We start from the raw sequence: 25,231 nt of genomic DNA, 5'->3' as shown, positions 1-25,231 counted from the left end.
TACTTTTCTGCACTTCCAAGAGGGTTACTAGGGGAAAACTATGGAAAGAAATGCACTTCTTCGCGTATTCTCAAGAAATGTCGCCTGTGAGCTGGAATCGCGAAGTCGCGTCGCCGTCGTTACCCGCTGCGTCCCCTGAACTGGACGTCATCAGCCTTGGCCGCCGCGTGCGCCATCTGCGCAAGCAGGCGGGGCTGACGCTGGACGACTTGAGTGCCGCCGTCGGGACCGCACCCAGCCAGTTGAGCCTGATCGAAAACGGCAAACGCGAGCCCAAGTTGGGGCTGCTGCAGCAGCTCGCCGCGTCACTGAATGTGACCATCGATCAGCTGCTCGGAGCCGAGCCGCCAAGCCGTCGGGCGGCCTTGGAAATTGAGCTCGAACGGTACCAGCGCGGGCCGCTCTACGAGTCTCTCAACCTGCCCAAAATCCGCATCAGCTCGCGGCTTCCGCTCGATGTGCTGGAGTCTCAGGTGGGGCTGCTCCAGGAGCTCGAACGCAAACTTAATGAGCAAGTCGCGACGCCGGAAGAAGCCCGCCGCGCGAACGGCGAGTTGCGTGCCATGATGCGCGAGCGCGGCAACTATTTCCCCGAGTACGAGGCGGAGGCGCAGAAGGTCCTCAAAGGGGTGGGTTACACCACCGGTCCGCTGAGCCAGCACGTTATCGCGGACATCGCCGAGAACCTGGGTTTCACCCTGCACCATGTGGGTGATCTTCCCCATTCCACGCGGTCCGTGACCGATTTGAAGAACCGCAGAATTTATCTGACGCAGAACCAACGCCAGGATCACGACCCCCGTTCGGTCCTCCTGCAGGCGCTGGGCCACTACGTCCTGGGGCACGAAACTCCGCGCAATTACGGGGATTTCCTGGCGCAGCGGGTGGCGACCAACTACTTCGCTGCCGCGTTGCTCCTCCCCGAGCAGGCCACGGTGGAGTTCCTGCAAAAAGCCAAGGCCGCCAAGGAAATTGCCGTGGAGGACATTCGCGACGCCTTCGCCGTGTCCTACGAAACGGCCGCGCACCGCTTCACCAACCTGGCCACCAAGCATTTGGGCATCACCACGCACTTCCAGAAGACCCACCAGTCCGGCATCATTTACAAGGCCTACGAGAACGACGGCGTCACCTTCCCGCAGGACCACACCGGGGCAATTGAAGGACAACCGTCCTGCAAGGCGTGGACCTCCCGTGCAGTGTTCGATGTGCCGGACAAATTCAGCGCCTACAGCCAGTACACGGACACCCCTTCGGGTACGTACTGGTGCACGGCTCGGACCGAACGGTCGGCCGCCGGTGAATTTTCCCTGAGTATTGGTGTGCCGTACCAGCATGTGAAATGGTTCCGGGGGCGCGAGACCACTGCCCGGGCAACGTCAAACTGCCCGGATCCCAATTGCTGCAAGCGGCCCCCGGCATCATTGGCGAACGAGTGGGCCGGCAACGCGTGGCCCTCCGCCCGCGCGCACTCGCACCTGCTGGCAGCCATGCCCCCGGGTGCGTTCCCCGGCGTGGACGAGACAGAGGTATACAGCTTCCTGGCGGCCCACTCCGAGCGCTGACCCTCTCTCACATCCCTCGTGCTTGGCCGTGACCCTCTCTCACATTCCGGCAACATTTGGCCATCCCTCTCTCAGATCGCGTGAGTTCCCACCACAAACGGAGCACCATGTGAGGACGACACCAAGCAGGGGGATGCGTCATGAATCGAGTCCGCAAAGCGACAACGCTGATCGCGGCAGCCGCGCTGGTCAGCGGCTCCGCGACGATCAGTGCCTGCGCGCCCCAACCAGCCGACGTCGGGCTCTTGACGGCCGACGGCGTGACTCGCGTTTCGGTTCAAACTGCGGACTACTCTGCGCAGCTTGAGGCTTTCAATGCGTCAGCGCGCAAGCTCGGTGTCACGCTGCTCGCCGATGGCGGCGACTCCGGCAACGGCTCCGTGGTCTCGTCGCCCGCCAGCCTGCTGATTGCGTTGAGCATGCTCCGGGCCGGGGCGTCGGGGGTCACTGCTGCGGAGATGGACTCGGTTCTGGGTTTGCCGGCCGAAGGGCGCGACGAAGCGATGAACGCGCTGCTCGCCTCCCTTGAAAAGTTCGACGGCGACCCCGGCTCAGTGGACGAAGAGAACCCGCCGCAGAAGCCGGTCATGCACGCTGCCAACGGGCTGTTCGTGGACAAAGGGGTGCCCACTGGCGAGGCTTTTCTGACCACGCTGGGTAAGCATTTTGGCACGGGCGTGTATCCGGTGAACTTCAGGGACGAGGCCGTGACCAAGCCCGCCATTGACCAGTGGGTCAGCAAAAACACCGGTGGGCGGATCAAGGAAGCCCCTGCACAATACAGTCCGGACAACACCTTCAGCCTGCTCAACGCCCTCTACTTCGCCGCAGCCTGGCAGGCTCCCTTCGACGCGAACGACACGGCGGACAGCCCCTTCACCAAGGCCGGAGGCGAAGTGATCAACGTACCCACCATGCACTCATCACTCACCATGGCCTACGCGGAAGCTCCGGGTTGGAAGGCAGTGGACCTGCCTTACGCCGAGGGCTTCGTGATGCGGCTGATACTGCCCGACGGCGGTGCGTCTGGTCCGGACGGTCCGGCTGCGGTTTCTGCGGAGGTGCTTGCCGATGTGGCGAGGGAGCTTTCCGGGGCACAACAGGACATGGTCCACATCAGCATGCCCAAGTGGGACCACAAAACCACATTCGAACTGCGGAAAGTGTTCGAAACGCTGGGACTCAAGGACATGCTGGCGACTTCCACCGACTTCGATTCCATCCAGCAGGGTATGAAGCTGACGCAGGCGGCCCAGGCAGCCAACATCACTGTTGCTGAGAAAGGGACCATCGCTTCAGCGGTGACCCAAATCAATGCAGAGGCGTCCAGCGCGATGGTCCCGGAACGGAAGATCATCCTTGATCACCCGTTCCATTACCAGATCGTTCACAGTGAGACGGGCATGCCCCTGTTCACGGGGTGGGTGGCGGACCCGCGCTAGCGGACCAGTCGCTCCACCAGGACTGCAGCTGCTTGAACAACCTCGTCGGCTGCCTGCTTGGATGCGCTCAGAGCCACTTCCTGCCCGGACACTGTCACGATGTCCGTGATCACCGCGACCGTGAGCCTGCCCAGGGTGTCGTCGCTGGCGCCGAGGAGCACGGTGTTCTGCCGGACCCATTCGCGGCCGCGTTCCCGCCTGAGTACTTCGAAGCCCGGGGGAGTGTCGCCTTCGATGAACACGCGCTCCAGATCCCGGTGCTTCCAGGTGTAGTCGAAGTAGCTGCGACTGCCCACGTTGAACAGCGCTAAGGGATCGTCTTCGCCGGCCTTCCGGGCTTTGGCCACGGCCGCGGCGACCAGCCTTTCGTGCTCGTTTTGGTAGTCGTCCCAGAGCGCGAGGAAGAGTTCGGTCTTCCCTCCGAAGTGGTGATAGAGGCTGCCGACGCTGGATCCGGCGCGCGCCACGATGTCCGAGATGCTCGCGTCGGTGAAGCCATGCTGGACGAACACTTCGGTGGCAGCGTCCAGCAGGTTGCGTTGGGTGGCAGCTGTCCGGGTCCATTGCCAGGAGCCCGCGTTGTTGGCTACTTCGGATGTCTTGCGGACCATGCTTTGGGCTCCTCTCACAGGCAAGGCAAAGACCGGAGTGTCGACCGGCCATTTTTTGGAATCCTACCTCCGAAAGAATCCACATAGCCATCAACAAGCCTTGACTGCCCCGTGAAACACAGGAAATAATTCTGGAAGTCTGTTCTAGAAATACGTATTGCGGCATGTATCCGAATGCTGCGATTTTTGACGTCGAACGCCCCGAAACCCGGGTGCCGTTTTCACCGTCGGGCTGCAACTGGTTGAATCGCTATATAGCGCCAACTGGTCGCAGCCAAACAAGCCAGAGAGGAACGCGGCCTGATGTCCGTTTCAAGCAAGTCGTCCGGGATCACGTCGAACAGGTGGTTCAAACCCGTCGTCGTCACCGCAGGAGCTTTGGTGGTGGCCCTCATCCTGGTGCTCGTGGCGCAATGGCTCCGGACCCTTCAGCCGGTCCAGCAGTTCCTGGTGGATTACCCCGGGCACTCGGCCGTTCCTGAGGGCGCTCCCACCGGCTTCCCCGCCTGGCTGGGGTGGCAACACTTCCTGAACATGTTCTTCATTGTCCTGATCATCCGTTCGGGCTGGCAGGTGCGGACCACCACACGCCCGGCGGCAAACTGGACCCGGAACAACAAGGGCTTCATCAAGACCAAGAACCCGCCCACCAAGATCAGCCTGGACCTCTGGTTCCACCTGACGCTGGACGCGCTCTGGGTCCTGAACGGCATCATCTTCATCGTGCTGCTTTTCGCTACCGGTCAGTGGTTGAGGATCGTTCCCACCAGCTGGGATGTCTTCCCCAACGCCGTCTCCGCCGGATTGCAGTACGCCTCGCTGAACTGGCCGGTTGAAAACGGTTGGAACAACTACAACAGCCTCCAGCTCCTGACCTACTTCATCACGGTGTTCATCGCGGCACCGCTGGCCATCCTCACGGGCATTCGGATGTCCGGTGCATGGCCCAAGAAGGCTGCGATCAACAAGTTCTACCCGATCGAACTGGCCCGGAAGGTCCATTTCCCGGTGATGATCTACTTCGTGGCCTTCGTGATCGTCCACGTCACCCTGGTGCTGGCTACCGGCGCCCTGAGGAACCTCAACCACATGTACGCGTCGAACGACGATAACAACAGCTGGTGGGGCTTCGGCATCTTCGCGGCTTCCATCGTCTTCACTGCGGCCGCCTGGTTCCTTGCCCGCCCGCTGTTCCTGCGGCCGATCGCCTCGCTCATGGGCAAGGTCTCGCGCTAGCGTTCACGCAAAGAAGCCCTCACGCAAAGACAAACAGCCGCCTCGGAAGTGTTTCCGGGGCGGCTGCTTTTGTCTGTAACGAGAGAAGCTAGGACAGAGCCCCGCCCTGCCACAGGGCATCGAACGGCGCACCGGAGGACACCCGGTTCTTGATGCCGGCAGTCACGAAAGCCTTCGCAGTCCGGGCTGCTTCAAGGGGCGTCGCACCCTTGGCGAGCTCGGCGGTCACAGCTGCAGCAAGGGAGCAACCAGCGCCGGACACAGCCACGTCGCCAACCTTCGGGGCGCGGAGGACTTCCAGCGTCTCGCCGTCGTAGTAAACATCGACGGCGTCCGGGCCTTCCAGCCGCACGCCACCTTTGGCGAGGACTGCTGCACCGCTGATCTCGTGGATCCTGATAGCAGCAGCCTTGAGCGACTCTTCATCGCTAATGGTCAGCCCTGACAGCGACTCCGCTTCGAAGTGGTTCGGCGTGACGAAGGTAGCCAGCGGCAGGATCTGGGCCTTCAGCGCCTGATCAGTGTCCAAGGCGTGGCCCGGCTCCTGGCCCTTGCAGATCAAAACCGGGTCCAAAACCACATTCGCGAAATCGCCGTCAGTCAGTGCCTTCTCCACGGTGCTGATGGTTGCCGGGCTTCCCAGCATGCCGATCTTCACGGTGTCCAGGACCGAAGGTGCGCCGGAAGCGGCACCGTATGCCGCCGTCGTGGCCTCCAACTGGTCCGCGATGACCTGCTGATCCACCGGGACAAAACGGTGGTTCCAGTTGTCCTGCGGGTTGAAGGACACGATGCAGGTGAGGTTCGCTATGCCGAACACTCCGAGTTCCTGGAAGGTCTTGAGGTCGGCCTGCGCACCGGCGCCGCCGGTCGCTTCGGAACCGGCGATGGTCAGGGCAATGGCAGGGGCAACGGCTGAAGTCATGGTTTCCATTTTGCCAGTTGCCCGGCCGTGGACCGATTTTGGCCCGTGAGGGCTACCCATGCAGTGCCCGATAGGCGGCCTCCGCCGCCGGATGCAGGGGGACACCGGCCGTGTTGATTAACGTCTCCGGGCTAAGGAATTGCACGCCGGTGCTGGATTTCGGAACCAGATCCTGGGCTTGTTCCACCAACAGCTCCACAGTTTGCCGAACAACATGGTCCGCCAGATCGCTGCGGCACAGAAGAAGGTTCGCGACGCCGACGGTCCACACAGCCGGCGCGTCCCCGTAGCTGTTGGCGGGGATCAGGACGCGGTCGTAGAAGAACCCGGACTGAGCCCGCGTGGCCGGAATGAGGTCGGAGAGGTCAAGCAGCCGGACGCCGAGGTCCCGCGCCGCGGCAGCGATGGGTGCCGTAGGTACGCCTCCCGACTGGATCATGACGTCGATGGACCCGTCCTTCAAGGCAGCCAGAGCTTGGTTCAAACCAAGGTTCACCTGCTTCACAGCCCGGTCCGGTTCAGACAGTCCCGCGGCCGCAATGATCCGTCCGGCCGTGAGCGTTGTCCCCGAGCCCACTTCGCCCACGCCCGCAGCCTTCCCTGCCAAGTCAGTAAAGGTGCGGATTCCGCTGTCCTCCCGCACCAGGCAGTGGACGTAGTTCTGGTACACCTTCCCAAGCGCCACCAACTTGCTTTCGGGCTGCGCTGGCTTACCGGCGGGCGCGGCTGCTTGGGCTGCTGCGTCGGCCAGCGCGACGGCGAAGGTCGCCTCGCCGGACAGGACCCGCTGGATGTTCTCCAGACTGCCGCCGGTGGTCAATGCGACGGCCCTTCCGGCGACGCGCTCCCGCTGCAGCAGCGCCGCCAGGAGGGTGGCGAACTCCAGATAGAAGCCGCCGGCTTCACCACCGGCGACGGTGAGCTCCTGCAGGGGTTCCTCCGGAGTGCACGCGGCGGTGGCCGTGAGCAGACTGCCGCCCAGGCTAAGTGCGACGGCGGTTTGAAGGACACTCCGCCGGGACATGACAGGGAACTCAAGCATGACCGTCCTCCCGTGGTCGTGCGAACTCGAGACGGGCAGTGAGCCCGTGCGGCTCGCGCGATTCCAGGACCAACTTCGCGCCATTTGCTTCTGCCAGCCGCTCCACGATGGTCATGCCCAGCCCGTTGCCAGGGATACTGCTGTGCTGCGGCGCCCGCCAGAACCTGGTGGTGGACGCGGCGAGCTGTTCGGCCGGGAGGCCGGGACCGTCGTCGGAAATCTCGACGGCGGTGCCTCCTTTCGTAGCTTTGATGGCCACGGTAATGCGGGCACCCGGGGCGTACTTGATGGCATTGGCGAGGAGTTCGCCCACCATGTGTGCGAGTTCGTCGGGGTCGCACACGATCGGGCTGTCAGACGGTGGGCCCACCAACGTCAGCTGTGCCCCCGCAAGGTGAGCTGCCGGCGTCGCCCTTTCCACTTCGCCCTGCAGGACCGGGAAAGGATTGGTGATGCCCAAACGCTGGTGCCCTGATTCCTGTTCCGCACGGGCAGACCCTTCAGAAGCCCGGTGTTCAGCGGTAGCCAGCTTCAGCACGCCTTCGAGCATTTCCTCAACCCGCTCAAGTTCCGCCACCACGCCGGCCGCAGCTTCTTTCCCGGGTTCCGATCGCAGGGCGAGCTGCAGCAGATCGATGCGCAGGCGCAGCGCGCCAACAGGGTTCCGGAGCTGATGTGAAGTATCGGCGATGAGCCGGCGCTGTGACTCCATGCTTTCGGTCACGGTATCTGCCATGGCCGTGAAGGACCGGCTCAGCTCGCGGAGCTCAGGCGGACCGGCCTCGGGAAGCTGGCTGGTCTTACCCGTGGCTTCGAGCTCGTGGACTGCCTTGCTCAGTCTGTGGACCGGCCGAAGAACCCAAGCCGTGATGCGGGACGCCGCCACCAGGAGCAGCGCACCCAGCGCCGCCGCGGCAAGTCCAACCACGAGCCACCGCTCGCGTAGTTTCTGCCGCGCGGCGTCGAGGTTGACTTCAACAACCACTTCGCCGAGGACCTGGCTCGCTGTGCCGAAGGGCCTGGAAATGATGTCGTTGCCGGTCCCGAAGGCGCGAATGGGGTTCAGCGTGGTGTCGCTGAGGTTGAGACTCGCCCGGTAAAGGGCGTCGCGGACCTCGGGCTGGTCCTCGCTGAGGCCGCCGGAGCGGATCTTCTTTTCTTGAAGCCGGATCAGGATCCCTTCACCATAAAGCTCGGAATACCGGTCCATTTCCCGTTGCAGTTGAGTTGTGTTGTTGTCCTCTGCGGAGTCGCTGGCCAGCTGCGCGAAACGGTTAAGGGCTGCGACACGGTTGATCTGCAGTTCCTGGGTGAGCTCTCGGCTGGCCGATGTGAGGATCACGCTGGAAACCGTCACAACGATGACCACCACAAGCAGGCTCAGGATGGCCAGAACGCGGACTTTCACGGTTGCTCTACGCGGTAGCCGACGCCTCGGACGTTGATGATGAATCCGGGAAGCTGGAGCTTGGACCTGAGGCCTGTGAGGTGCACGTCCAAGGACCTGGAGTGTGCCAGGAACGCGTCACCCCAAAGCGCGTCAAGGATCTGCTCCCGGGTCACCACCGAGCCTGCGTTCCTGACGAGGAGGCTCAGGAGGTCGAACTCCGTTGCGGTCAGGGCCAGTTGCCTTTGGCCCACGGATGCCAGGCGGCGGTCGAGGTCCACTTCCAGTTCTCCGAGGACTATGTTGTGGGGTGCTGTGTTGCCCACCCTGTTGGTCCGACGCGTCACGGCTTCGATCCTGGCGAGCAATTCCACGAGCTTCACCGGTTTGACGAGGTAGTCATCCGCTCCGGATCGGAGACCCAGCACCACGCTGCGTTCGTCGTCGCGGGCAGTCAGGATCAGGATGGGGATCTGTGTGACCTGGCGAAGTTTCCGCAGGACGTCCAAGCCATCCAGGTCCGGAAGGCCGAGGTCAAGAAGGATGACCTCGTGCTGGCGGTGAGCGAGCAGCGCATCCTCCCCGCGGGAAACCCGGGTGTGCTTGTGGCCGGCGGAGGCGACGGCTGCACTCAAGGCCGACGCCATGGCGTCGTCATCCTCGACGATGAGCACGTGCACTGTCATGTCCTTTGGCTTGCCGTGGGCTGGTCCGCGGGTCTGGTCCGTTCGAGCTGGTTGGGCCAGTCCGTAGGGCTTGTCCGCTACTAGAGCTTAACGTTGTGAGGCCCGCTCCGCGCCCTTCGGAGTATCCAAAGAGCGCAGAACGGGCCTCACAAGGCGCACAGATCAGGCGCAGAAACAGATCAGGCGTTGACCAGGTCCTTCTTGTCGTCGTCGTCCTTCGCAGCGCCCTTTGCGGTGCCCTTCGCCACGAAGGCGTGGCCCTGCTCCGCATCCAGGTGAGTCGACTTCTTGTTTTTCAGCGCGAAGATGTAAACCAGCAGCGAGATGAAGATCGCGGCGGTGACGTAGGTGAAGAACAAATCCACCTGGCCCGACTTCTGCAGCGCAGCTCCAATCAGCGGAACCGTCCCGCCGAACAGCGAGTTGGCAATCGCATAACCGAGTCCAACGCCGAGTGCGCGGATGGATGCCGGGAACAGTTCAGCCTTCACCAGCGCGTTGATGGACGTGTAGCCGCCCACCATCAGCAGGCCACCGAACATCAGGAGGAATGCCACGAACGGGTCCTTGGTTCCAGCCAGTGTGGAGAGCAGCGGCCACGTGAACAGTACGCCAGTGACGCCGAACCAGATCAACAACGGCTTGCGGCCGATCTTGTCCGAGAGCATGCCATACACGGGCTGCAGCAGCATGAAGATGAACAGAGCCCAGAAGTTGATGACGGAGGTGTCGGTCTTGGCGATGCCGGACGTATCGTTCATGAACTTGAGGATGAAGTTGGTGTACGTGTAGAACGCCACGGTGCCACCCAGGGTGATGCCGATGCAGATCAGCAGCGGCTTCCAGTGCTTGGTGAACAGCAGCTTCATGGTGCCAGGCTGCGCTTCACCCTCAACCTTGACGTGTGCGGCGCGGAGTTGGTCTGCGGAAAGAGTCTCTTCCATCGAACGGCGAAGCCAGAGAACAACCAACGCAGCAACGCCACCCAAGGCGAACGGAATGCGCCAACCCCACGCCGTCAGGTCTTCCTTGCTCATGGTGTTCTGCAGGATCACCAGCACCAGGAGGGCCAGCATCTGGCCGCCGATCAGCGTCACGTACTGGAAGCTGGAGAAGAAACCGCGGCGCTTGGCCGTTGCAGCCTCGGACATGTACGTAGCGCTGGTGCCGTACTCGCCACCCACCGAGAAGCCCTGGATCATGCGGATAAACACCAGCAGGATCAGAGCCCAGAGGCCGATGACGTCCTGCGTTGGCAGGATCGCGATGGCGAAAGATCCCGCCGACATCATGGTCACGCTGAGTGTCAGCGCAGCTTTGCGGCCCTTACGGTCGGCGTAGCGGCCGAAGAACCAGCTGCCGATCGGGCGCATGAGGAACGACGTCGAGAAGACGGCCATCGCCTCAAGCCCTGCCTGCAGGTCGTCCGAGGAGTTGAAAAAGTGCGACTGGAAATACGCCGCGAAAACCGTGTAGACGTAGAGGTCGAACCACTCCACGAGGTTGCCCGCGGAGCCCTTGAGGATGTTGCTCACGGCCTTGCGTGTCTGGGCGGCTTCGCTCAGAGTTTCAGCTTGTTGGGTGCTCATCAATGAACCTTCCTGGACGGCAGCGTTTTGCAACGGCCGTGTCTTGCATGAGTTCGTTCTGTCCATGAAGCTCGTGCTCATGGCGTCCTTGCGCATGGCTCTTCGTCGACTAAGAAAGGCCCTCCAGGGTGAAGAGGACATGTTCCAAACTATGGGTGATGCACGGCACAGCCCTAGTCCGCGGGGGATTTCCTAACACTTCCTTAGGTTTCGGCTTGAGTTTGGTGGGACCCCAACCCGCGAACGCCAAGGCTCGACGGCGGCGGCTCGGCTACGCGGCACGACGCTCTCTCACATCACTCGGGTTTGGCTGCGTCGCTCTCTCAGGTCCCTCGGGTTTGGTTGCGTCGCTCTCTCAGGTCCCTCGTGTTTGGTTGCGTCGCTCTCTCAGTAGCTTTCGGGAACGGCCGGAGTTATCTTCGTGGCATGGGCGCAGTTCTTCGAACAGCTCGCGTAATGCTGCAGGAGGCAGCGAGGATCCCGCTGCCGCCAGGACAGGTTGTTGGCCTGGTGCTTGATGAAGTCCTCAATCGCCTGCGCCCCGCTCGCGTCGCAGAGCCCAATGCCCGGCTCAAAGCAGCCGGTGTTGGCTTGGCATTGGTTGGCGCGGGGATCGCCGGGTGGGCAGTCGCGGAGCGCCGGCGTAAAACGACCGGAAACTTTTCCTTGGGCCACCCCGAGGACCTGGTCACCAGCGGACCCTATGCCCTGAGTCGCCACCCAATGTACCTGGGGTGGTGGCTCATCCATGCGGGAGTTGCAGTCAACCGAGGTTCTGCTTGGGCTGTGATGACTTTGCCTGCTGGAATGCTGGTGGAACACCTTGGCGCGCAGTGGGAAGAGTCTGCGCTCCAGGAGCGGTTTGGCCAGTCCTACGCAGACTATGAGAGGGATGTTCCCCGCTACGTCGGATCGCCGGCGTGGTTGATTCGCGCCAGCTTCCAGACAGCGAGGCGGCCAACGCCGGCTGCGAAGGCGATGGATAAAGGGAAGGTCCATGCGGAGGAGCTCCAAAATCCTCCGAAGGGGACGCAGATGATCGCCCCGGCCGCGAAGAATGCGGCTACATGAACCCACTGGTTGCGGATGCTTCGCAATGCCACCCCCAAAGGCCAACCGACAGCTGTCCCCACGACGCCGATCGGGATGATCCCTATGATCATCGCCGTCGCCGTCATGGTCATGGTGTAGCTGGCTTGGCTCGGGTTGAGGTTCCAGGACGGTATGGCCCAGGAGAGGAAGAACACCGCGTCAGCCACGACGATTCCTACAACTAAGCCTTTCCAACCCAGCACCACCCGGTCCTTCGGGCCGTAACGCCAGCCTCCGGTTGGGCGTTTTGTTGCCAGCGCGTACTCATCTTCGTCGGTCCATGGTTCCTGGCTCACGATTACCTCCGAGTGATGTGAGAGAGCGTTCGGCTGAAGGGGCGGTTAGGTGAGAGATGGTTTGGCTGAAGGGGCGGTTATGTGAGAGAGCGTGTGGGGTTCGCGATCTGGTTGAGGGCGCCTGCCAACGACGGGTACCCAAACGTGAAGCCGGCATCGAGCAGTTTTCGGGGCTCCACCCATCTGCTCTTCAGCACCAACTCCGTTTGCGTACGGATCAGAACGGCTCCGGCCTCCAGCAGCCACGCTGGCGTCGGGATGCCAAAGGGGACACCCATGCTCCGTCGAACCAGGGCCATCAGCTCCCGGTTGTCCACGGGGTAGGGCGACGCTGCGTTCACCGGACCCGTCACTCCGGGATCCGCGTGGATAAACACCACCGCCCGGAACAAGTCCTCCACATGGATCCAGCTGAACTTTTGCGTGCCCGGGCCCATGTGTCCACCTAGGCCAAGCCGGGCCAGGTTACGGAGGGGCTCATGACCCCGCCGGCCCCCAACACGATCGCAATGCGCAGCGGCACCTTCCGCGTAGCCGGCACAACAGCAGCCGCTAACTCATCCTCCCAAGCCCGGGCTACGTCCACGGAGAACCCGCTGCCCAATTCGCCCGAGACCTCCGACTGTGGGTGATCTTCGGCGTGCCGGTAGATGGTTCCAGTACTCGAGTTGATCCACGTCCGGGGCGGTTCGGCGCAGGCAGCCACAGCCCGGCCCAATGCACGTGTGGTCAGAACGCGGGAGTCCAGAATCTCCCGTCGGTGCTTCTCGTCGTAGCGGCAATTCACAGACCGTCCGGCGAGGTTCACCAGCAGCTCGGCGCCGTTCAGCACTTTGGTGATGGCGCCGTCGTCGTGCCATTGCGCGTCCGCCGAGGCGTCCCGCCCAACGGTCCGGACCTGCCACCCCTCGGCAATGAACCGCTGCTTGAAGTAGCCGCCAATGAAGCCGGAAGCACCCGCGATCAACACCGTCCGCGACATCATGACTCTTCCTTGACACTGCGCACGAGCCCCAGGACGTCGTCGAACACCTTGCTGACACCGGGAATCTTCGCCAGCGACAGGCCGCGCGCCACCAGCGGGGCAGCGCCGTCGATAAGTTTTCGTGTCCGGCGCTGGTCCTCGGATTTGTCGTAAACCCAGAACAGCGCGACGCCCATGTACGCCAACCACAGCAGCTCAGGCAGGTCGCCGCGCAGTTTCTTGGCGACGGCGGGAGAGGAACCTTCGACGGCGGAACGGAAGATCGCGAGCGAGGTCTCGCGGGCGGCGGTGGACGCCTCGCCGAACGGATTGACGGGCGACGACGGCCGGATCGCCGTCGCGATGAAGTCGGAACCGAACTGGTGGTACGGCGCCATGACGTCGACGCCGGTGTGGAGCACTGCTTTCAGGCGCCCCGCGAGATCCTGAACCCCTTCGAGGGCCTGCGCCGCAACCACGGCGTGCTCATCCTGGACTTGGATGTACAGCTCCTGGACCAGCTCGTCCTTGGAAGCGAAGTAGTAGTAGGCGTTGCCGACCGAGACTCCGGCCTCCTGTGCAATGGCGCGCATGGTGGTCTTTTCGAAGCCGACCTCGCGGAACATCTTCAGCGCAACATCGGCCACCAATTGACGGGTCTGTTCACTCTTTGCTGCCACCAGCTGCTCCTTGCGTGAATTTTGAACGTGTTCAAGAACGAGTATGTCACTTTTCTGAACGTGTTCAAAACGGCGACAGGATGGCGGGAGGTGAGAGAGGGTTGCTCGGAAGGGGGTGGGATGTGAGAGAGGGCTGCTCGGAAGGGGGTGGGATGTGAGAGAGGGTCCGTGGTGGGAGAATGGAACCGGTGCCGGGCCCGATGCCCCACCAACCACAGTGCTAATACAGCGGGGCAACCTCACTATGGGGGCCTGCGCGAACCACTACGAAATGGATGACCCATGCCCTCGCCCTCCGGCTCCAGTACTTTGAGCAAGCCCGCTCCGCGCTTCGCTTCGATCGGCTCCCCGTATTTCGGCATCATGCTGGCCATCATGGCCGTGGTGCTGATCCTGTCCAACATCGGCGCGTCCAAGGGCGTCGTGCTTGGCCCGATCATCACTGACGGCGGGTTCTTCCTGTTCCCGCTCGCCTACATTCTGGGCGACGTCATGAGTGAGGTCTACGGCTTCAAGGTGGCGCGCAAGGCCATCATCACCTCGTTCGCGCTCTCGGTGTTCGCATCCCTTTGCTACTGGATCATCATCGTGCTGCCCGGCTTCAATGACGAGTATGGAACCGCCAAGCAGGCTGCCATCGAAGGTGCCTTGGGCCCGGTTCCGCTGATCGTCCTCGGTTCGCTGCTCGCTTTCCTGGCCGGGCAGACCATCAACTCCTGGATCCTGGTGAGGATGAAGGCCCGCACCGGCGAGAAGTCACTGTGGGCGCGCCTGATGGGCTCATCGGTGGTGGGTGAATTCGTGGACACCCTGATCTTCTGCAGCATCGCGGCGTCGGTCATTGGCATCACGGACTTCGGCTCGTTCCTGAACTACGTCCTGGTGGGCTTCGTCTACAAGACCGCCGTGGAGTTCCTGTTCGTCCCGGTCACAGTGCTGGTTGTTGGCTGGATCAAGAAGCGCGAGCCGAGCTACGGAGTCGTCGCGGCGTAGGCTTTCGCCGAGTTCGCCGGAAGCGTGTGAGGTCGCCGCAAGATTCCGCACGCTCACGCATGCTTCCGGCGAACTCGACGCCTAGGAGTAGTACCGGCCCAGAGTCTCCGCCTTGAACTCAAAGAAGTCCCCGGATTCGATGGCAAGGCGCGCATCGTCCACCATCTTCACCACAAAACGCTCGTTGTGGATGGAGATCAGGGTTGCCGAGAGCATTTCCTTGGCCTTGAACAGGTGGTGGATGTAGGCCCGCGAATAGTTCACGCAGGTGTAGCAGTCGCAGCCGTCCTGCAGGGGCCCGAAGTCGGTCTTGTACTTAGCGCCGGACAGGTTGAACCGGCCAAACGGCGTGTAGAACGCGGAGTTCCGGGCAACGCGGGTGGGGGAGACGCAGTCGAACGTGTCGGCGCCGTTCTCGATGGCCGTGAAAATGTCGTCCGGCTCCGAGATGCCCAGCAGGTGCCGGGGCTTGTCCTCGGGAAGTTCCTCGTTGCACCAGCGGACGATCGTGCCAAGGTTTTCCTTCTCCAGCGCCCCGCCGATGCCGTACCCGTCAAAGGGCATGGCGCCAAGGTCTTGGCATGCCTTGCGGCGCAGGTCCTCGTACTGGGCGCCCTGGATCACGCCGAACAGCGCCTGGTACGGCTTGCCCACACGGGATGAGGTCAAGCGAGCGTGCTCCTCCAAGCACCGCAGCGCCCACAACCGGGTCCGTTCCAGCGACTCCTCCTGATAAGCCCGTGAGTTCTGCAGCGTGGTGAGCTCGTCAAAGGCGAACATGATGTCCGCGCCGATCTGGTGCTGGACTTGCATGGAAATTTCGGGGGAGAAGCGGTGCCGATCCCCGTTGAGGTGCGATTTGAACCAGACTCCGTCGTCGTCAATGTGCGCCAGCCGCTCCTTGCCGGGCGCCACTGCGTCGTCGGGTCCTGAGCTGTCCACGTTCTTCATGTCGATGACTTTTTTGAACCCGGAGCCGAGGCTCATCACTTGGAATCCGCCCGAGTCTGTGAAGGTAGGCCCGGACCAGTTCATGAACGCGCCCAGCCCGCCCGCGGCGTCGAGGATCTCAGGTCCCGGCTGCAGGTACAGGTGGTAGGCGTTGGCCAGGACAGCCTGCGCGCCGAGTTCGGCGATCGACTCCGGCAGCACTGCCTTGACGGTTGCTTTGGTCCCGACGGCGATGAACGCGGGCGTCTGGATGGTCCCGTGCGGCGTGGTGATGGTTCCGGTGCGGCCCAGGAAAGCGCCGCCGTTGGCGTCCACCTGAGAGTCCGACGGCGAGCACGTTTCCGTCAGGCGCTTGCCCACCGAAAAGGAGAACTCGGATTGCCGTTGGGACAAACCGGGCAGCGCAGGAGAAGAAGCAGGAGCAGAAGAGGAAGCTGGCACGCTACCAAGTGTGCCAGCTTTACCGCGGGTAACTTGCCCAAAAACCTCTACGAACCGTAGTTCTCAGCCTTCCAGTTGTCCCACGAGGACCGGATGACAGCCAACGTGTGGGCTCCCAGATCGTAGGTGGAGGCAATCACCATTGACCCGCCGTCGGGCCTTTTTTCCGGAATCGGCAGCTGCTCCGCGACGATCAGCAGTCCGTCCCCATGCTCGGCGTAGCTGTGCACGGTGAGGCCCACCTGGTGGCGGCTCTTGAACCAGACCTTGCCGGAGATCTTCTCGCCGGTGGCGAGTGTGAGTGAGTACTCCTCCCCAACAGGCGGCAAATCCCCGAGTCCCAGCTTCTCAATCGCCGGACCGCCCTTGCCCGGAAGAGAGATGAAGTGCGTACGTCGGTGCCCGTGGGGGTGCCGTTCCAGCGCGAAGCGCAGCTGGTGCAGGAACGTGAGCCAGCCCTGGGTGATGTCCTCATCCCACTCGGCCCATTCCGAGTTGTGGTCGAGGGCGGCCCTGGTGACCCGCACTTCGGTACCACCGGAGACGGGGTGGAGCTCAAAGACATCGCCGCCGTTGACGGTCAGGCTCGTATGATCGGGCCCCTCCACAACATCTGTGTTGAAGTAGATCTGTTTGATTTCGTCGTTGAGGTCATCGGCTTCCCAGCCGTGCCATTGGGCCACCAGCGACGGTTCACGCAGCATTGTCCAAACCTGCTGCGCGTCGGCATTAATCACAACGCTCAGATTGTTCGTCATGGCCCCGAATCTACCGCCGTTGGCGCCCACAGAACAGGGCTTGATATTCCCGAAATAGCGTTACGCGCGCACCGACTCGAGTTCATTGCCGATCCGCCGGGCCAGCTCGTCCTCGTCGATGGTCTTCGATCCGCCGTGGGCGCGCAGGAACATCAGCGCTTCGAGCCGCAGGAACCGCCATTCGCGCTCGGCTTCGTGGTTGCCGTTATCGATCGCCCGGAAGATTTCTTTGTCGTACAGGTTGGGTTCGTTCAGCGAGCGCTGCCGGACCCGGGCATTGATCCGGGCTTTGAAGGGGTCTTCTTCCTGGGACTCGGGCGCGCGCAGCAGTTTCTCGTAGACCGCGGCTCGTTCGCTTTGTCCGGCCTCGCGGCAGATGAAACTGGACAACGCCAGCGCCCGCTCGATGGACGCCCAGCGGTCCAGGTTTCCATCAAACGGCAACACATTCAGCAGGTCGGCGACGGTCAAGGCGTGGTCCGGATCGCGCAGCACGATGCACAGGTCAAAGGCGAGGTCACTGAGGTCCCGGAGGCAGCTTCCGGACTTCGTGTTGATGCCCTTCGCCAGCCGTTCTGCCAGGACCTGCACCCCGTTCTTGCCTTTGTGGTTGGCGGCGGCGGCACGGACTACGGCTTCGGGTGTGCCGTCGGGCTCGGGGATGAGGGCGAGCTCTTCGGCGGTGGGGCCGGTGTACGCGGGCGGCGTCTCCGGGCGGGGAGGAACCACGACGGCGGGTCCGGCGGGAGCCTCGGCGTCGCCTTCCGCGGAGGTGCTGGAGTCCGCGGCGCTTGGGATGGAGCCTTCGGCGTCGGCCGGAACACCGTCACCCACAGGAACGGTGGATCCAACAGCGATCCGCACCGTGCCGCCGTCGACCAGTGTCACCAGCAGCAACGCGGCAAAGCCGTAATCGTCGTTTTCCACCTCAACGGCGGCGATTTCCTCGGCCGGCCCGTCGCCGGGTGGGAACACAAAATCCCCGGGCTGCAGGTCCCCAGCCTGCTTTTCCTTGTATTGCTGTGTGGCTGGGCTGTGAGTCATCGGAAGTCCTTTGGTTCTCGTGGGGTCCGCCGTCCAGTCTACAAAGAGCTGCCGACGCGGGTGTCGGGACCCGCTAGAGGACGATGCCCGAGAAAGCCAGTGCCTGCCGCACGAGGTTCCCGCGGCCGCCGTCGAATTCCTGCTGCACGTTGTCGCTGAGCACCTCTTGGGGCGTCATCCACGTGAGTTCCAAGGCGTCCTGGCGGGGGTCGCATTCGCCGGTCACAGGAATGATGTAAGCCAGCGAAACGGCGTGCTGGCGGTCGTCCGTGAAACCTGTCTGGGAGGGAGCCGGGAAGTATTCGGCCACCGTGAAGGGAACTGGGCTGATGGGCAGCTGCGGGAAAGCCAAGGGGCCGAGGTCCTTCTCCATGTGCCGCAGGAGGGCCGCGCGGATGGTCTCGCGGTAGAGGACGCGGCCGGAGACGAGGTAGCGGACCATGTTTCCGTCGGCGTCGCCCTGGAGGAGGGTGCCGACTTCGTTCACATACCCGAGCGGGTCCAGCCTGACCGGAACAGCCTCCACATAGACCATGGGGAGTCGGCCGCGGGCTTCGAAGAGGTCTTCATCTGAAAGCCAGCCTGGATACGGGTCGGGTGTACGTACGCTCATGGTTAAGTTCTACCGCATCCCCAGCCGAAGTTCCTTGGTGGCGTTCCGCTGGCTGCGTGGTTACGCTCTCGGCGGTATTAGAGGGCCAGAACGGACTCGAGCGGCTCCCCGGATGTTATGCGGGCAAGGATGGCGGGCTCCGCCGCGTCGGATGCGAGCGCTTTCCCCAGCACGTTGCCTGCCGCTTCGGGGGAGAGGATGATCAGCCCGTTATCGTCGCCCAGGACCAGGTCTCCGGGGTTGACCTCCACGCCTCCGCAGTGCACCGGGACATTGACGGCGGAGCCGGTTCCGTACAGGCGCTTGGTGGTCAGGCACGATGTTCCGCGGGCGAACACGGGCAGGCCGGTCTCCCGGAGTTCCAGGACGTCGGTGGCCACGCCATCAACCACCACGCCGGCTGCTCCTTGGGCGAGCGCTGCGGCTGCCGTGACGGCCCCCACGGGCGCATGCTGGTGGTCGCCGCCCATGTCCACCACCAGCACATCGCCGGGACGGAGTGCCAAGAGTGCGTGGTTCATGGCAATGGCGTCGTGGTCTGCGATGCGGACTGTGACGGCGGGGCCGGCAATTTTCACGTTTGCCAGCAACGACTGGATGGCGGGGGAGACGAAGCCATCCTCAAGGAAGTGCCCGACGGTGGGGTAGCTGACATCGCTCAGGTCCTGCAGGAGTGTTGGGCTCACGGGGTTACCTCCGGTTTCTGGGCAACGACAGCTACGCATTCGATTTCCAGGGACACGCCCCAAAGGCTCACGCATACGGTGGTCCGGGCCGGTTTGGCGGTGCCGAAGTACTCCACATACACGCGGTTGTACTCCTCGAGCTGGTCCTGGCTGGTCAGGTAGGTGTTGACCTTGACCACGTGTTCAAGGCTGGATCCTGCGGCTTCCAACACGCCCGCGAGGTTCTGGATGGTTTGCCGGACTTGCCCTTCAAAGCTGTCCGGCTGATGGTCCAGGCCGGTGATCGCGGGGATCTGGCCGGAGGTGAAGACAAAACCGTTGGCAATGACCGCCGGGGAAAAGGGCCCGACGGCGGGCGCCTGGCCGGGGATGCCGGCCAGGCGCTCGATGGTGGTGACGGTCACCGCGCTGCCGCGGCTTCCGTGGAGCCAGCGGACGCCGGTGCCTCATCGACGGCGTCGATGTTGCCGTACCGGGTTTCGGTCAGCAGGAAGAGAGCCACCAAGGACAGCCCGGCTGCGGCCATGATGTACCAGGCAATCGAGGAGCTCTGGCCCGTCATGCCCAGGAGCCATGTGGTGACGAACGGGGTGGCGGCGCTGCCCAGGAGGCCGGACAGCATGTAGGCCACGGACAGGCCGGAGTAGCGGACCTTGGATCCGAAGAGCTCGGCAAGGAACGTGGCGATGGGGCCGTAGTTGGCGCAGAACGCGGTCATCATGGCCAGATAGGCGACGAACAGCAGTGCCACCGATTTGGTGTCCATGAGCCAGAACATGGGGAACGCGAGGGCGGCCTCGGCTGCCACGCCGGCGAAGATGATGGGTTTGCGGCCGAACTTATCGGAGAGCTTCCCGAAGAACGGGATGAGGAACAGCCCCAGGATGCAGGAGGCCAGGACCACCCATAGCATCAGGCTCTCCGAGTGGCCGAGTTCCTTCTTACCGTAGGAGACGCCGGAGGCCACCAGCAGGGTGAACGTGCTGCCCGTGGACAGGGTAGCGACGCCGCCCAGGACAACCTGCTTCCAGTACTTGGCCATCAGCGCGGCGAACGGCATCTTGGCTTTAGCGCCGGCGGTCTTGACGGCTTGGAAGGACGGCGTTTCCTCGATGTGCAGCCGGATGTAGATGCCCACGGTGACCAGGAGGACCGAGGCGAGGAACGGAATGCGCCAGCCCCAGGAGTACAGGGCCTCGGTGCTGACCGTGGAGGCCACAATCAGGAAGGCCACGTTGGCGATCAGGGTGCCTGCGGGAACGCCAACCTGCACCAGTGAACCGTAGAAGCCGCGACGTGCGGGAGGAGCATGTTCAACGGTCATCAGCACGGCACCGCCCCATTCGCCGCCTAGTGCCAGTCCTTGGATGACGCGGAGGAAGAGCAACAGAAGTGGTGCCATGATGCCGATGCTGTTGTAGTCCGGCAGCAGGCCAATGGCGAACGTTGCCGCTCCCATGGTCAGGAGGGAGACCAGCAGCATGGATTTGCGCCCCAGCCGGTCCCCGAAGTGGCCGAAGATGATGGCGCCCACCATGCGGGCAATGTAGGCGGAAGCGAACGTGCCAAACGCCAGCATGGTGCCGACGATCGGATCAAAGCTGGGGAAGAAGATCTTGTTGAAGACGAGGGCCGACGCTGTTCCGAACACGAAAAGGTCGTACCACTCGACGGTGGTGCCAATAACGCTGGCAAGGGCAATCTTGCGCATCTTGGCCAGGTCCAGCCTGGATGTGGATGCGGAGGAAGTATCTACCGTGTGGGCCATCTGATTCTCCGGATGGGGTGCGGGGACGAATGTCCGGTGCAAGGTAGCTACAACTATGGTGTGTGCCGGATCACACCATCAATGGCATAATCTCCAGCAAACCGCGGCCAGGAATGTGAGAACACACACCGGTGCGCAGCTTCGCCTGCTGAAGCCTAGGCCCACGCCACCACCAGCCGTGCCGTTTTCGCTGGGACGGCGAGGTCGATTCCCGTCAGCTCCTGGAAGCGGTTGAGCCGGTTGAGGATGGTGTTGCGGTGGCAAAACAGCTGCTCGGACGTGACGGTGACGTTGCCGGTGGACAGGTAGTTCCGGACCGTTTCCAGCAGTCGCTCGCGCTCGCCGCCCCGGCACTCGGCCAGGGCTTCTTCGAGTTCCGCGGCGAGGTCCAGGCCTGCATCCTGCAGGTTTTGCTGGGCCAGCCGCGCCCACGCGGAATCAGCTGACAGTGGACCGGAATCCCGTGGCCGCAGCAGAGCAGCGAGGCTCTCCGCGGTGCGGGCGGCCCCTGGAAGGGCCCGCAGTCCAAGGACCTCGGGCACGTAGCCACATGGGACATCGACGACGCCGGGCGGCAGCTGCTGGCCGTCGGCTTCAGGGCTGCGCGTCTCGCCAAGGGGCTCAGCACCCCGCGTCCGAACAGCCGGCAGCGCCCAGAAAACATAGGTGTTGCCGCCGGACTCGTGGAGAAACAAGCGCTGCCGGGTGTGCTGCCCCGATCCGAACTGGGACGTTGCGGCGCGTAGCCGGGCACCGGGTTCGCCGCTTGCTGCCACCAAGGCGAAGCGCGATTCGGGGTTGATGCCCAGTGCCGCAGCTACCTGGGAGGAGGTTTCCAAGGACGGGCTGCTCTGGTTGAACAGGCGTGCGATGAACTCGCGTTGGATGCTGGACTCTTCCTGCGCCATCCTGACGCGCTCGGTCAGGTAGCTGGTGTGCGTCCGGGTGGCGAATTCGTCCACGACGCTCCACACCTGGTCCACTCTGGTGGCCAGCAAGGCGGCGTCCTCAGTGTGGGCGATCTCCAGCAGTTCGGCCCAAAGAATGCTGAAGTCCAGCCGCACGGCAGAGGTGAGGGACTCCGGTGGGATGCCGGCTCGGGCGCGCTTGGAGCCGAGGTCTGAGGCGAAGTCGAGCAGGCCATCGCGGCTGTCCGCCCTGCCATTCCTCAGGCCGCTGATCAGCCGCCGGAAAGTCTCCCGTGCGGTCTCCTGGATTTCCAGGACCGTCACTTGGCTTTCGCCGTATTCGGGGATTTCCCGGACTCTCGTGGTGAAGGCCTGGGCCAGGGTGTCCAGCCTGCCTTCAAGCTCGTCCACCAACTCGGCCCAGCGAACAGAATGCCCGGATGTCTCGGAATTGTGCATCCACACATTCTAGTGCCACGATTCCGGGGTGGATTGCTAGTTTTTTTGGGGAAAACTACTGGCACTATGGATTGAGTCACACAAATTTGCCCGGGCACCCCCAGCGTCCGGTCCCGTTCGCACTCATGGAGTAACTATGGCAAGCACGGTCAGCGGAGCCACGGACGCCAGTCCCACGGCAGTACGCGTCGTCGATGAAAGCGTTACCAAGAAGGTGGCCCTGGCTGCCCTCGTGGGCACTGCACTGGAATGGTACGACTTCTTCCTTTTCACCACAGCCGCTGCGCTGGTGTTCAACGCACAGTTCTTCGTTTCCCAGGACCCCTTTGTGGCGGCCATGGGATCCTTCGCCACTCTCGCGGTGGGCTTCGTTGCCCGCCCGATCGGTGGCTTCATTTTCGGTGCCCTTGGAGACAAGGTTGGCCGCAAGAAGATCCTCATGGTCACCATCGTGGGCATCGGTATTGTCACCGGCCTCATCGGTCTCCTGCCGAACTACATGACCATCGGCCTGGCAGCTCCCATCCTGCTGGTTGCCTTGCGCATCGTCCAAGGCCTTGCCGTGGGTGGTGAGTGGAGCGGCGCGGTGATTATCGCCGTCGAGAATGCTCCGGTGGAGAAGCGCGCACGCTACGCCGCCCTGCCGCAGATCGGTTCCCCGATCGGCACCATCCTGTCCTCCGGTGGCTTCTTCGGCATGCTGTTCCTGGTGGGCCAGAGCAACTTTGACGCCTGGGGCTGGCGCATCCCCTTCATCGCAGCCATCCCGCTGCTTGCCATCTCATTGTGGATCCGCAGCCGGCTCAGCGAATCACCCGAATTTGAAGCCCTCATGGAGTCCGGCGAGACCGAACACGCTCCCATCCGCGGCGTCCTGAAGAACAGCTGGCGCCAGATCCTGGTGGGCATGTGCTCGGCATTGCTCGGCATCGGTGGCTTCTACCTCATCACCAGCTTCGTGGTCTTCTACGGCACCAAGGTCCTCAAGCTGCCCTCTGAACTGCTGCTTTTGGGCACCCTGCTTGCTGCAGCCCTGGAGATCGGCGCCCTCATCTGGGCCGGACGCATGGGCGAAAAGTTCGGCGCCAGCAAGGTCATCCTGTGGGGCGGCGTGGCCTCGGCCATCATTGCCATCCCGGTCTTCCTCGCCATCGACAGTCGCAACCCCGTCCTTGTTGTCCTGGGCATGGTGATCGGCGTCGCCGTCCTTTCCATCCCGTACGCCGTCTCCGGCACGGCACTGACAGCGCTGTTCGCCACGAAGGTCCGCTACACCGGCGTCGCCATCACCTCCAACACCGCCGGCGTCATCTCCGGATTCGTGCCGCTGATCGCCACCGCCTTGGTAGCAGCCAACAACTCCTTCTGGCCCGGCGCCATCATCCTGCTGGTGGTTTCCGTACTGACGGCACTCTCCGGTCTGTTCCTCCCCGCCCTTTCCATCGAAGAAGAAGGAATGAAGCATTGAGCACCACCGCCGGCCACTTGATTGTTGGCCAACTCGAACGCGCAGGCATCAAGCGTGTGTACACCGTTCCCGGCGAGAGCTTCCTCGATGTCCTTGACGGCCTGCACGGCTCGCCCATCCAGAACGTGGTGGCCCGCCAGGAAGGCGGTGCCGGGTTCATGGCACTCGCCGAAGGTCGTCTGACTGAGCTGCCCGGCGTTGCCATGGTGACCCGTGGTCCGGGTGCAGCCAACGCCTTCATCGCCGTCCACACCGCCTATCAGGACGCCACTCCGCTCATCCTGTTCGTCGGCCTGATTCCGGTGGCCGACCGGAGCCGCGAGTCCTTCCAGGAATTCGATATCAACGCCTGGTTCGGCAGCACCGCCAAGAAGGTAGTGACCCTCGACGACGCCGCTTCCGCCGCCCGCGTGGTGGACGACGCCATCTTCACCGCCCTGAGCGGACGCCCCGGCCCCGTGGTGATCGGCCTCCCGGAAGACGTGTTGGTGCACGTCGTGGAGAACGCCACGGTGGAACCCCGCAAGGTTGCCCGTCCGGAGCCTGCCGCGGCGGACCTGTCAGGCCTCACCCAAAAACTGGAGAAGGCACGCAAGCCGCTCATCGTCGTCGGCGGTGAAGGCTGGACGCAGGACTCCGGCGAGCAGCTGGCCGCCTGGGCCAGCCGTAACAGCATCCCGGTGGTGGCCGACTTCCGCGCCTACGACGCCGTCCCGCACCGCAGCGACGCCTACGCCGGCTTCCTTGGCTACGGACGCAGCGACGCCAACGCCCAGCGCCTGGACGACGCCGATCTGATCGTCTTTGTTGGCTGCGTCCGCGGCGACGTCCTCTCCGACGGCTACAAGCGCGGACTCGACGCCGAAACCGTCGTAGTCAACGCCGATGCCAACCTCCTGGGCCACTTCGGCCGCGTGGACCAGCACATCATTGCGGACGTCACCGCATTCGCTGCGGCCCTCCCCGCCACAGCTGTGGAGGTCAACCGCGAGGAAGGCTGGTTCGCCAGCGCCCGCGCCGATCAGCTCACGTTCTCCACGCCCCAGCCCGACGGCGGCATCGGCGTCGACTTGGGCGTCGCCATGGAGGTCCTCAAGAAGGAGATGGCCGACGACGCCGTCCTCACCTTCGGCGCCGGGAACCACGCCCTGTGGCCCGCCCGGTACTTGGACCACAACTCGGCCAACTCTCTGGCCGCTCCGCGCAACGGCGCCATGGGCATGGGTATCCCGGCAGCCGTGGCAGCCTCGCTCGCTTATCCGGGCCGCCAGGTCATCTCCGTGGCAGGCGACGGTTGCTTCATGATGAACGGCCAGGAGATCGCCACTGCCATGGGCTACGGTGCCACGTTCATCGTCCTGGTGGTGGACAACGGCATCTTTGCCACCATCCGCGAGCACCAGGAAGCGCACTACCCGGACCGCCCGTCCGGCACCCACATGACCAACCCGGACTTCGCCGCACTCATCCGTTCCTACGGCGGTTACGGCGAGCGCGTGGACCGCACGGAAGACTTCGCAGCCGCGTTCCACCGCGCCGTCGACTCCGGCCTCCCGGCCCTGTTGCACCTGCCGCAGGACCCCACCACGCGTTCCCCCAAGACTTCAACAAACTGACCGGAGCCTTC

The 25,231-nt window shown here is 63.4% G+C and carries 22 protein-coding genes and 2 pseudogenes; 7 read left to right on the top strand and 17 right to left on the bottom strand.

The annotated features are described in order from the left end of the window. Positions 1 to 50 precede the first annotated feature (50 nt). Positions 51 to 1,565 (top strand): XRE family transcriptional regulator, encoded by a 1,515-nt coding sequence (locus J3A64_RS14635; protein ID WP_014920736.1) that lies wholly within the window; start codon positions 51 to 53, stop codon positions 1,563 to 1,565. A gap of 140 nt (positions 1,566 to 1,705) precedes the next feature. Beyond that, entirely contained in the window at positions 1,706 to 3,007 is a 1,302-nt protein-coding gene (locus J3A64_RS14630; RefSeq protein WP_210064667.1) for a serpin family protein, read from the top strand. Here the strand turns inward: J3A64_RS14630 and J3A64_RS14625 are convergent. After that, complete coding sequence (locus J3A64_RS14625; RefSeq protein ID WP_014920738.1) at positions 3,004 to 3,618, bottom strand: TetR/AcrR family transcriptional regulator; 615 nt, start codon at positions 3,616 to 3,618, stop codon at positions 3,004 to 3,006. The two genes, J3A64_RS14630 and J3A64_RS14625, sit on opposite strands and share 4 nt — an antisense overlap. Before the next feature lie 303 nt (positions 3,619 to 3,921). Between J3A64_RS14625 and J3A64_RS14620 the strand changes: the two genes are divergently transcribed. Then, positions 3,922 to 4,854, top strand: coding sequence for a cytochrome b/b6 domain-containing protein (locus J3A64_RS14620; RefSeq protein ID WP_011773475.1), 933 nt, complete (start codon positions 3,922 to 3,924; stop codon positions 4,852 to 4,854). An 88-nt stretch (positions 4,855 to 4,942) separates the two neighbouring features. Here J3A64_RS14620 and J3A64_RS14615 read toward each other — a convergent pair whose 3' ends face one another. The 5 genes from J3A64_RS14615 to J3A64_RS14595 form a co-directional block, all read right to left on the bottom strand. Next, the gene (locus tag J3A64_RS14615; RefSeq protein ID WP_374100549.1) at positions 4,943 to 5,779 is read right to left on the bottom strand and encodes a hydroxymethylpyrimidine/phosphomethylpyrimidine kinase; all 837 of its coding nucleotides are present in this window, start codon (positions 5,777 to 5,779) and stop codon (positions 4,943 to 4,945) included. Positions 5,780 to 5,831: 52 nt separating this feature from the next. Next, complete coding sequence (locus J3A64_RS14610; RefSeq protein ID WP_014920741.1) at positions 5,832 to 6,821, bottom strand: TAXI family TRAP transporter solute-binding subunit; 990 nt, start codon at positions 6,819 to 6,821, stop codon at positions 5,832 to 5,834. After that, on the bottom strand, positions 6,814 to 8,229 hold the full coding sequence (locus J3A64_RS14605) for a HAMP domain-containing sensor histidine kinase (protein ID WP_210064663.1): 1,416 nt from the start codon (positions 8,227 to 8,229) through the stop codon (positions 6,814 to 6,816). Before J3A64_RS14605 ends, J3A64_RS14610 begins: the two co-directional genes overlap by 8 nt. Beyond that, positions 8,226 to 8,888 carry a response regulator transcription factor gene (locus J3A64_RS14600; protein WP_011773479.1) on the bottom strand — a complete coding sequence of 221 codons (663 nt, stop codon included), beginning with the start codon at positions 8,886 to 8,888 and terminating at the stop codon, positions 8,226 to 8,228. Before J3A64_RS14600 ends, J3A64_RS14605 begins: the two co-directional genes overlap by 4 nt. Positions 8,889 to 9,073: 185 nt before the next feature. Beyond that, a complete protein-coding gene (locus tag J3A64_RS14595; RefSeq protein ID WP_210064662.1) occupies positions 9,074 to 10,483 on the bottom strand; it encodes an MFS transporter in 1,410 nt (469 codons plus the stop codon). A gap of 426 nt (positions 10,484 to 10,909) precedes the next feature. On the opposite strand from J3A64_RS14595, the pseudogene J3A64_RS23990 reads away from it, so the two are divergent. Beyond that, a pseudogene (locus tag J3A64_RS23990) lies at positions 10,910 to 11,293 on the top strand (isoprenylcysteine carboxylmethyltransferase family protein); the annotation flags it as partial. Between the two features lie 92 nt (positions 11,294 to 11,385). Here the strand turns inward: J3A64_RS23990 and J3A64_RS23985 are convergent. From J3A64_RS23985 to J3A64_RS14580, 3 genes and pseudogenes are all read right to left on the bottom strand, one after another. Next, positions 11,386 to 11,871, bottom strand: a complete 486-nt coding sequence (locus J3A64_RS23985; RefSeq protein WP_014920745.1) for a hypothetical protein — start codon at positions 11,869 to 11,871, stop codon at positions 11,386 to 11,388. 77 nt (positions 11,872 to 11,948) lie between these two features. After that, a pseudogene (locus J3A64_RS14585) lies at positions 11,949 to 12,856 on the bottom strand (TIGR01777 family oxidoreductase). Continuing rightward, positions 12,853 to 13,515 (bottom strand): TetR/AcrR family transcriptional regulator, encoded by a 663-nt coding sequence (locus J3A64_RS14580; protein ID WP_210064660.1) that lies wholly within the window; start codon positions 13,513 to 13,515, stop codon positions 12,853 to 12,855. Before J3A64_RS14580 ends, J3A64_RS14585 begins: the two are co-directional and overlap by 4 nt. A 282-nt stretch (positions 13,516 to 13,797) precedes the next feature. Between J3A64_RS14580 and J3A64_RS14575 the strand changes: the two genes are divergently transcribed. Continuing rightward, on the top strand, positions 13,798 to 14,508 hold the full coding sequence (locus tag J3A64_RS14575) for a queuosine precursor transporter (protein ID WP_210064658.1): 711 nt from the start codon (positions 13,798 to 13,800) through the stop codon (positions 14,506 to 14,508). 81 nt (positions 14,509 to 14,589) lie between these two features. Here the strand turns inward: J3A64_RS14575 and tgt are convergent, their stop codons facing one another. From tgt to J3A64_RS14535, 8 genes are all read right to left on the bottom strand, one after another. Further along, positions 14,590 to 15,900 carry a tRNA guanosine(34) transglycosylase Tgt gene (tgt, locus tag J3A64_RS14570; protein WP_011773485.1) on the bottom strand — a complete coding sequence of 437 codons (1,311 nt, stop codon included), beginning with the start codon at positions 15,898 to 15,900 and terminating at the stop codon, positions 14,590 to 14,592. Positions 15,901 to 15,947: 47 nt separating this feature from the next. Then, positions 15,948 to 16,658, bottom strand: a complete 711-nt coding sequence (locus tag J3A64_RS14565; RefSeq protein ID WP_210064656.1) for an SRPBCC domain-containing protein — start codon at positions 16,656 to 16,658, stop codon at positions 15,948 to 15,950. A 60-nt stretch (positions 16,659 to 16,718) separates the two neighbouring features. Further along, a complete protein-coding gene (locus J3A64_RS14560) occupies positions 16,719 to 17,702 on the bottom strand; it encodes a DUF6707 family protein (protein WP_011773487.1) in 984 nt (327 codons plus the stop codon). Positions 17,703 to 17,775: 73 nt separating this feature from the next. Further along, on the bottom strand, positions 17,776 to 18,315 hold the full coding sequence (locus J3A64_RS14555) for an NUDIX hydrolase family protein (protein WP_011773488.1): 540 nt from the start codon (positions 18,313 to 18,315) through the stop codon (positions 17,776 to 17,778). A gap of 77 nt (positions 18,316 to 18,392) precedes the next feature. Further along, positions 18,393 to 19,001, bottom strand: a complete 609-nt coding sequence (locus J3A64_RS14550) for an RraA family protein (RefSeq protein WP_210064655.1) — start codon at positions 18,999 to 19,001, stop codon at positions 18,393 to 18,395. Continuing rightward, positions 18,998 to 19,405, bottom strand: coding sequence for a RidA family protein (locus J3A64_RS14545; protein WP_011773490.1), 408 nt, complete (start codon positions 19,403 to 19,405; stop codon positions 18,998 to 19,000). The genes J3A64_RS14550 and J3A64_RS14545 overlap by 4 nt, the downstream gene beginning before the upstream one ends. Continuing rightward, the gene (locus tag J3A64_RS14540; protein WP_210064653.1) at positions 19,402 to 20,769 is read right to left on the bottom strand and encodes an MFS transporter; all 1,368 of its coding nucleotides are present in this window, start codon (positions 20,767 to 20,769) and stop codon (positions 19,402 to 19,404) included. The genes J3A64_RS14545 and J3A64_RS14540 overlap by 4 nt, the downstream gene beginning before the upstream one ends. Positions 20,770 to 20,924: 155 nt before the next feature. Continuing rightward, positions 20,925 to 22,136, bottom strand: coding sequence for a CdaR family transcriptional regulator (locus J3A64_RS14535; RefSeq protein WP_210064651.1), 1,212 nt, complete (start codon positions 22,134 to 22,136; stop codon positions 20,925 to 20,927). 136 nt (positions 22,137 to 22,272) lie between these two features. On the opposite strand from J3A64_RS14535, the gene J3A64_RS14530 reads away from it, so the two are divergent. Beyond that, a complete protein-coding gene (locus J3A64_RS14530; protein ID WP_210064650.1) occupies positions 22,273 to 23,604 on the top strand; it encodes an MFS transporter in 1,332 nt (443 codons plus the stop codon). Further along, a complete protein-coding gene (locus J3A64_RS14525; RefSeq protein WP_210064648.1) occupies positions 23,601 to 25,220 on the top strand; it encodes a thiamine pyrophosphate-dependent enzyme in 1,620 nt (539 codons plus the stop codon). Before J3A64_RS14530 ends, J3A64_RS14525 begins: the two co-directional genes overlap by 4 nt. Positions 25,221 to 25,231: the final 11 nt, after the last annotated feature.

The organism is Pseudarthrobacter sp. PvP004 (genome assembly GCF_017876035.1).
Classification (GTDB): domain Bacteria; phylum Actinomycetota; class Actinomycetes; order Actinomycetales; family Micrococcaceae; genus Arthrobacter; species Arthrobacter aurescens_A.
The sequence above is the reverse complement of the archived record's forward strand: the minus strand, read 5'-3'. Positions and strand labels throughout refer to the sequence as shown.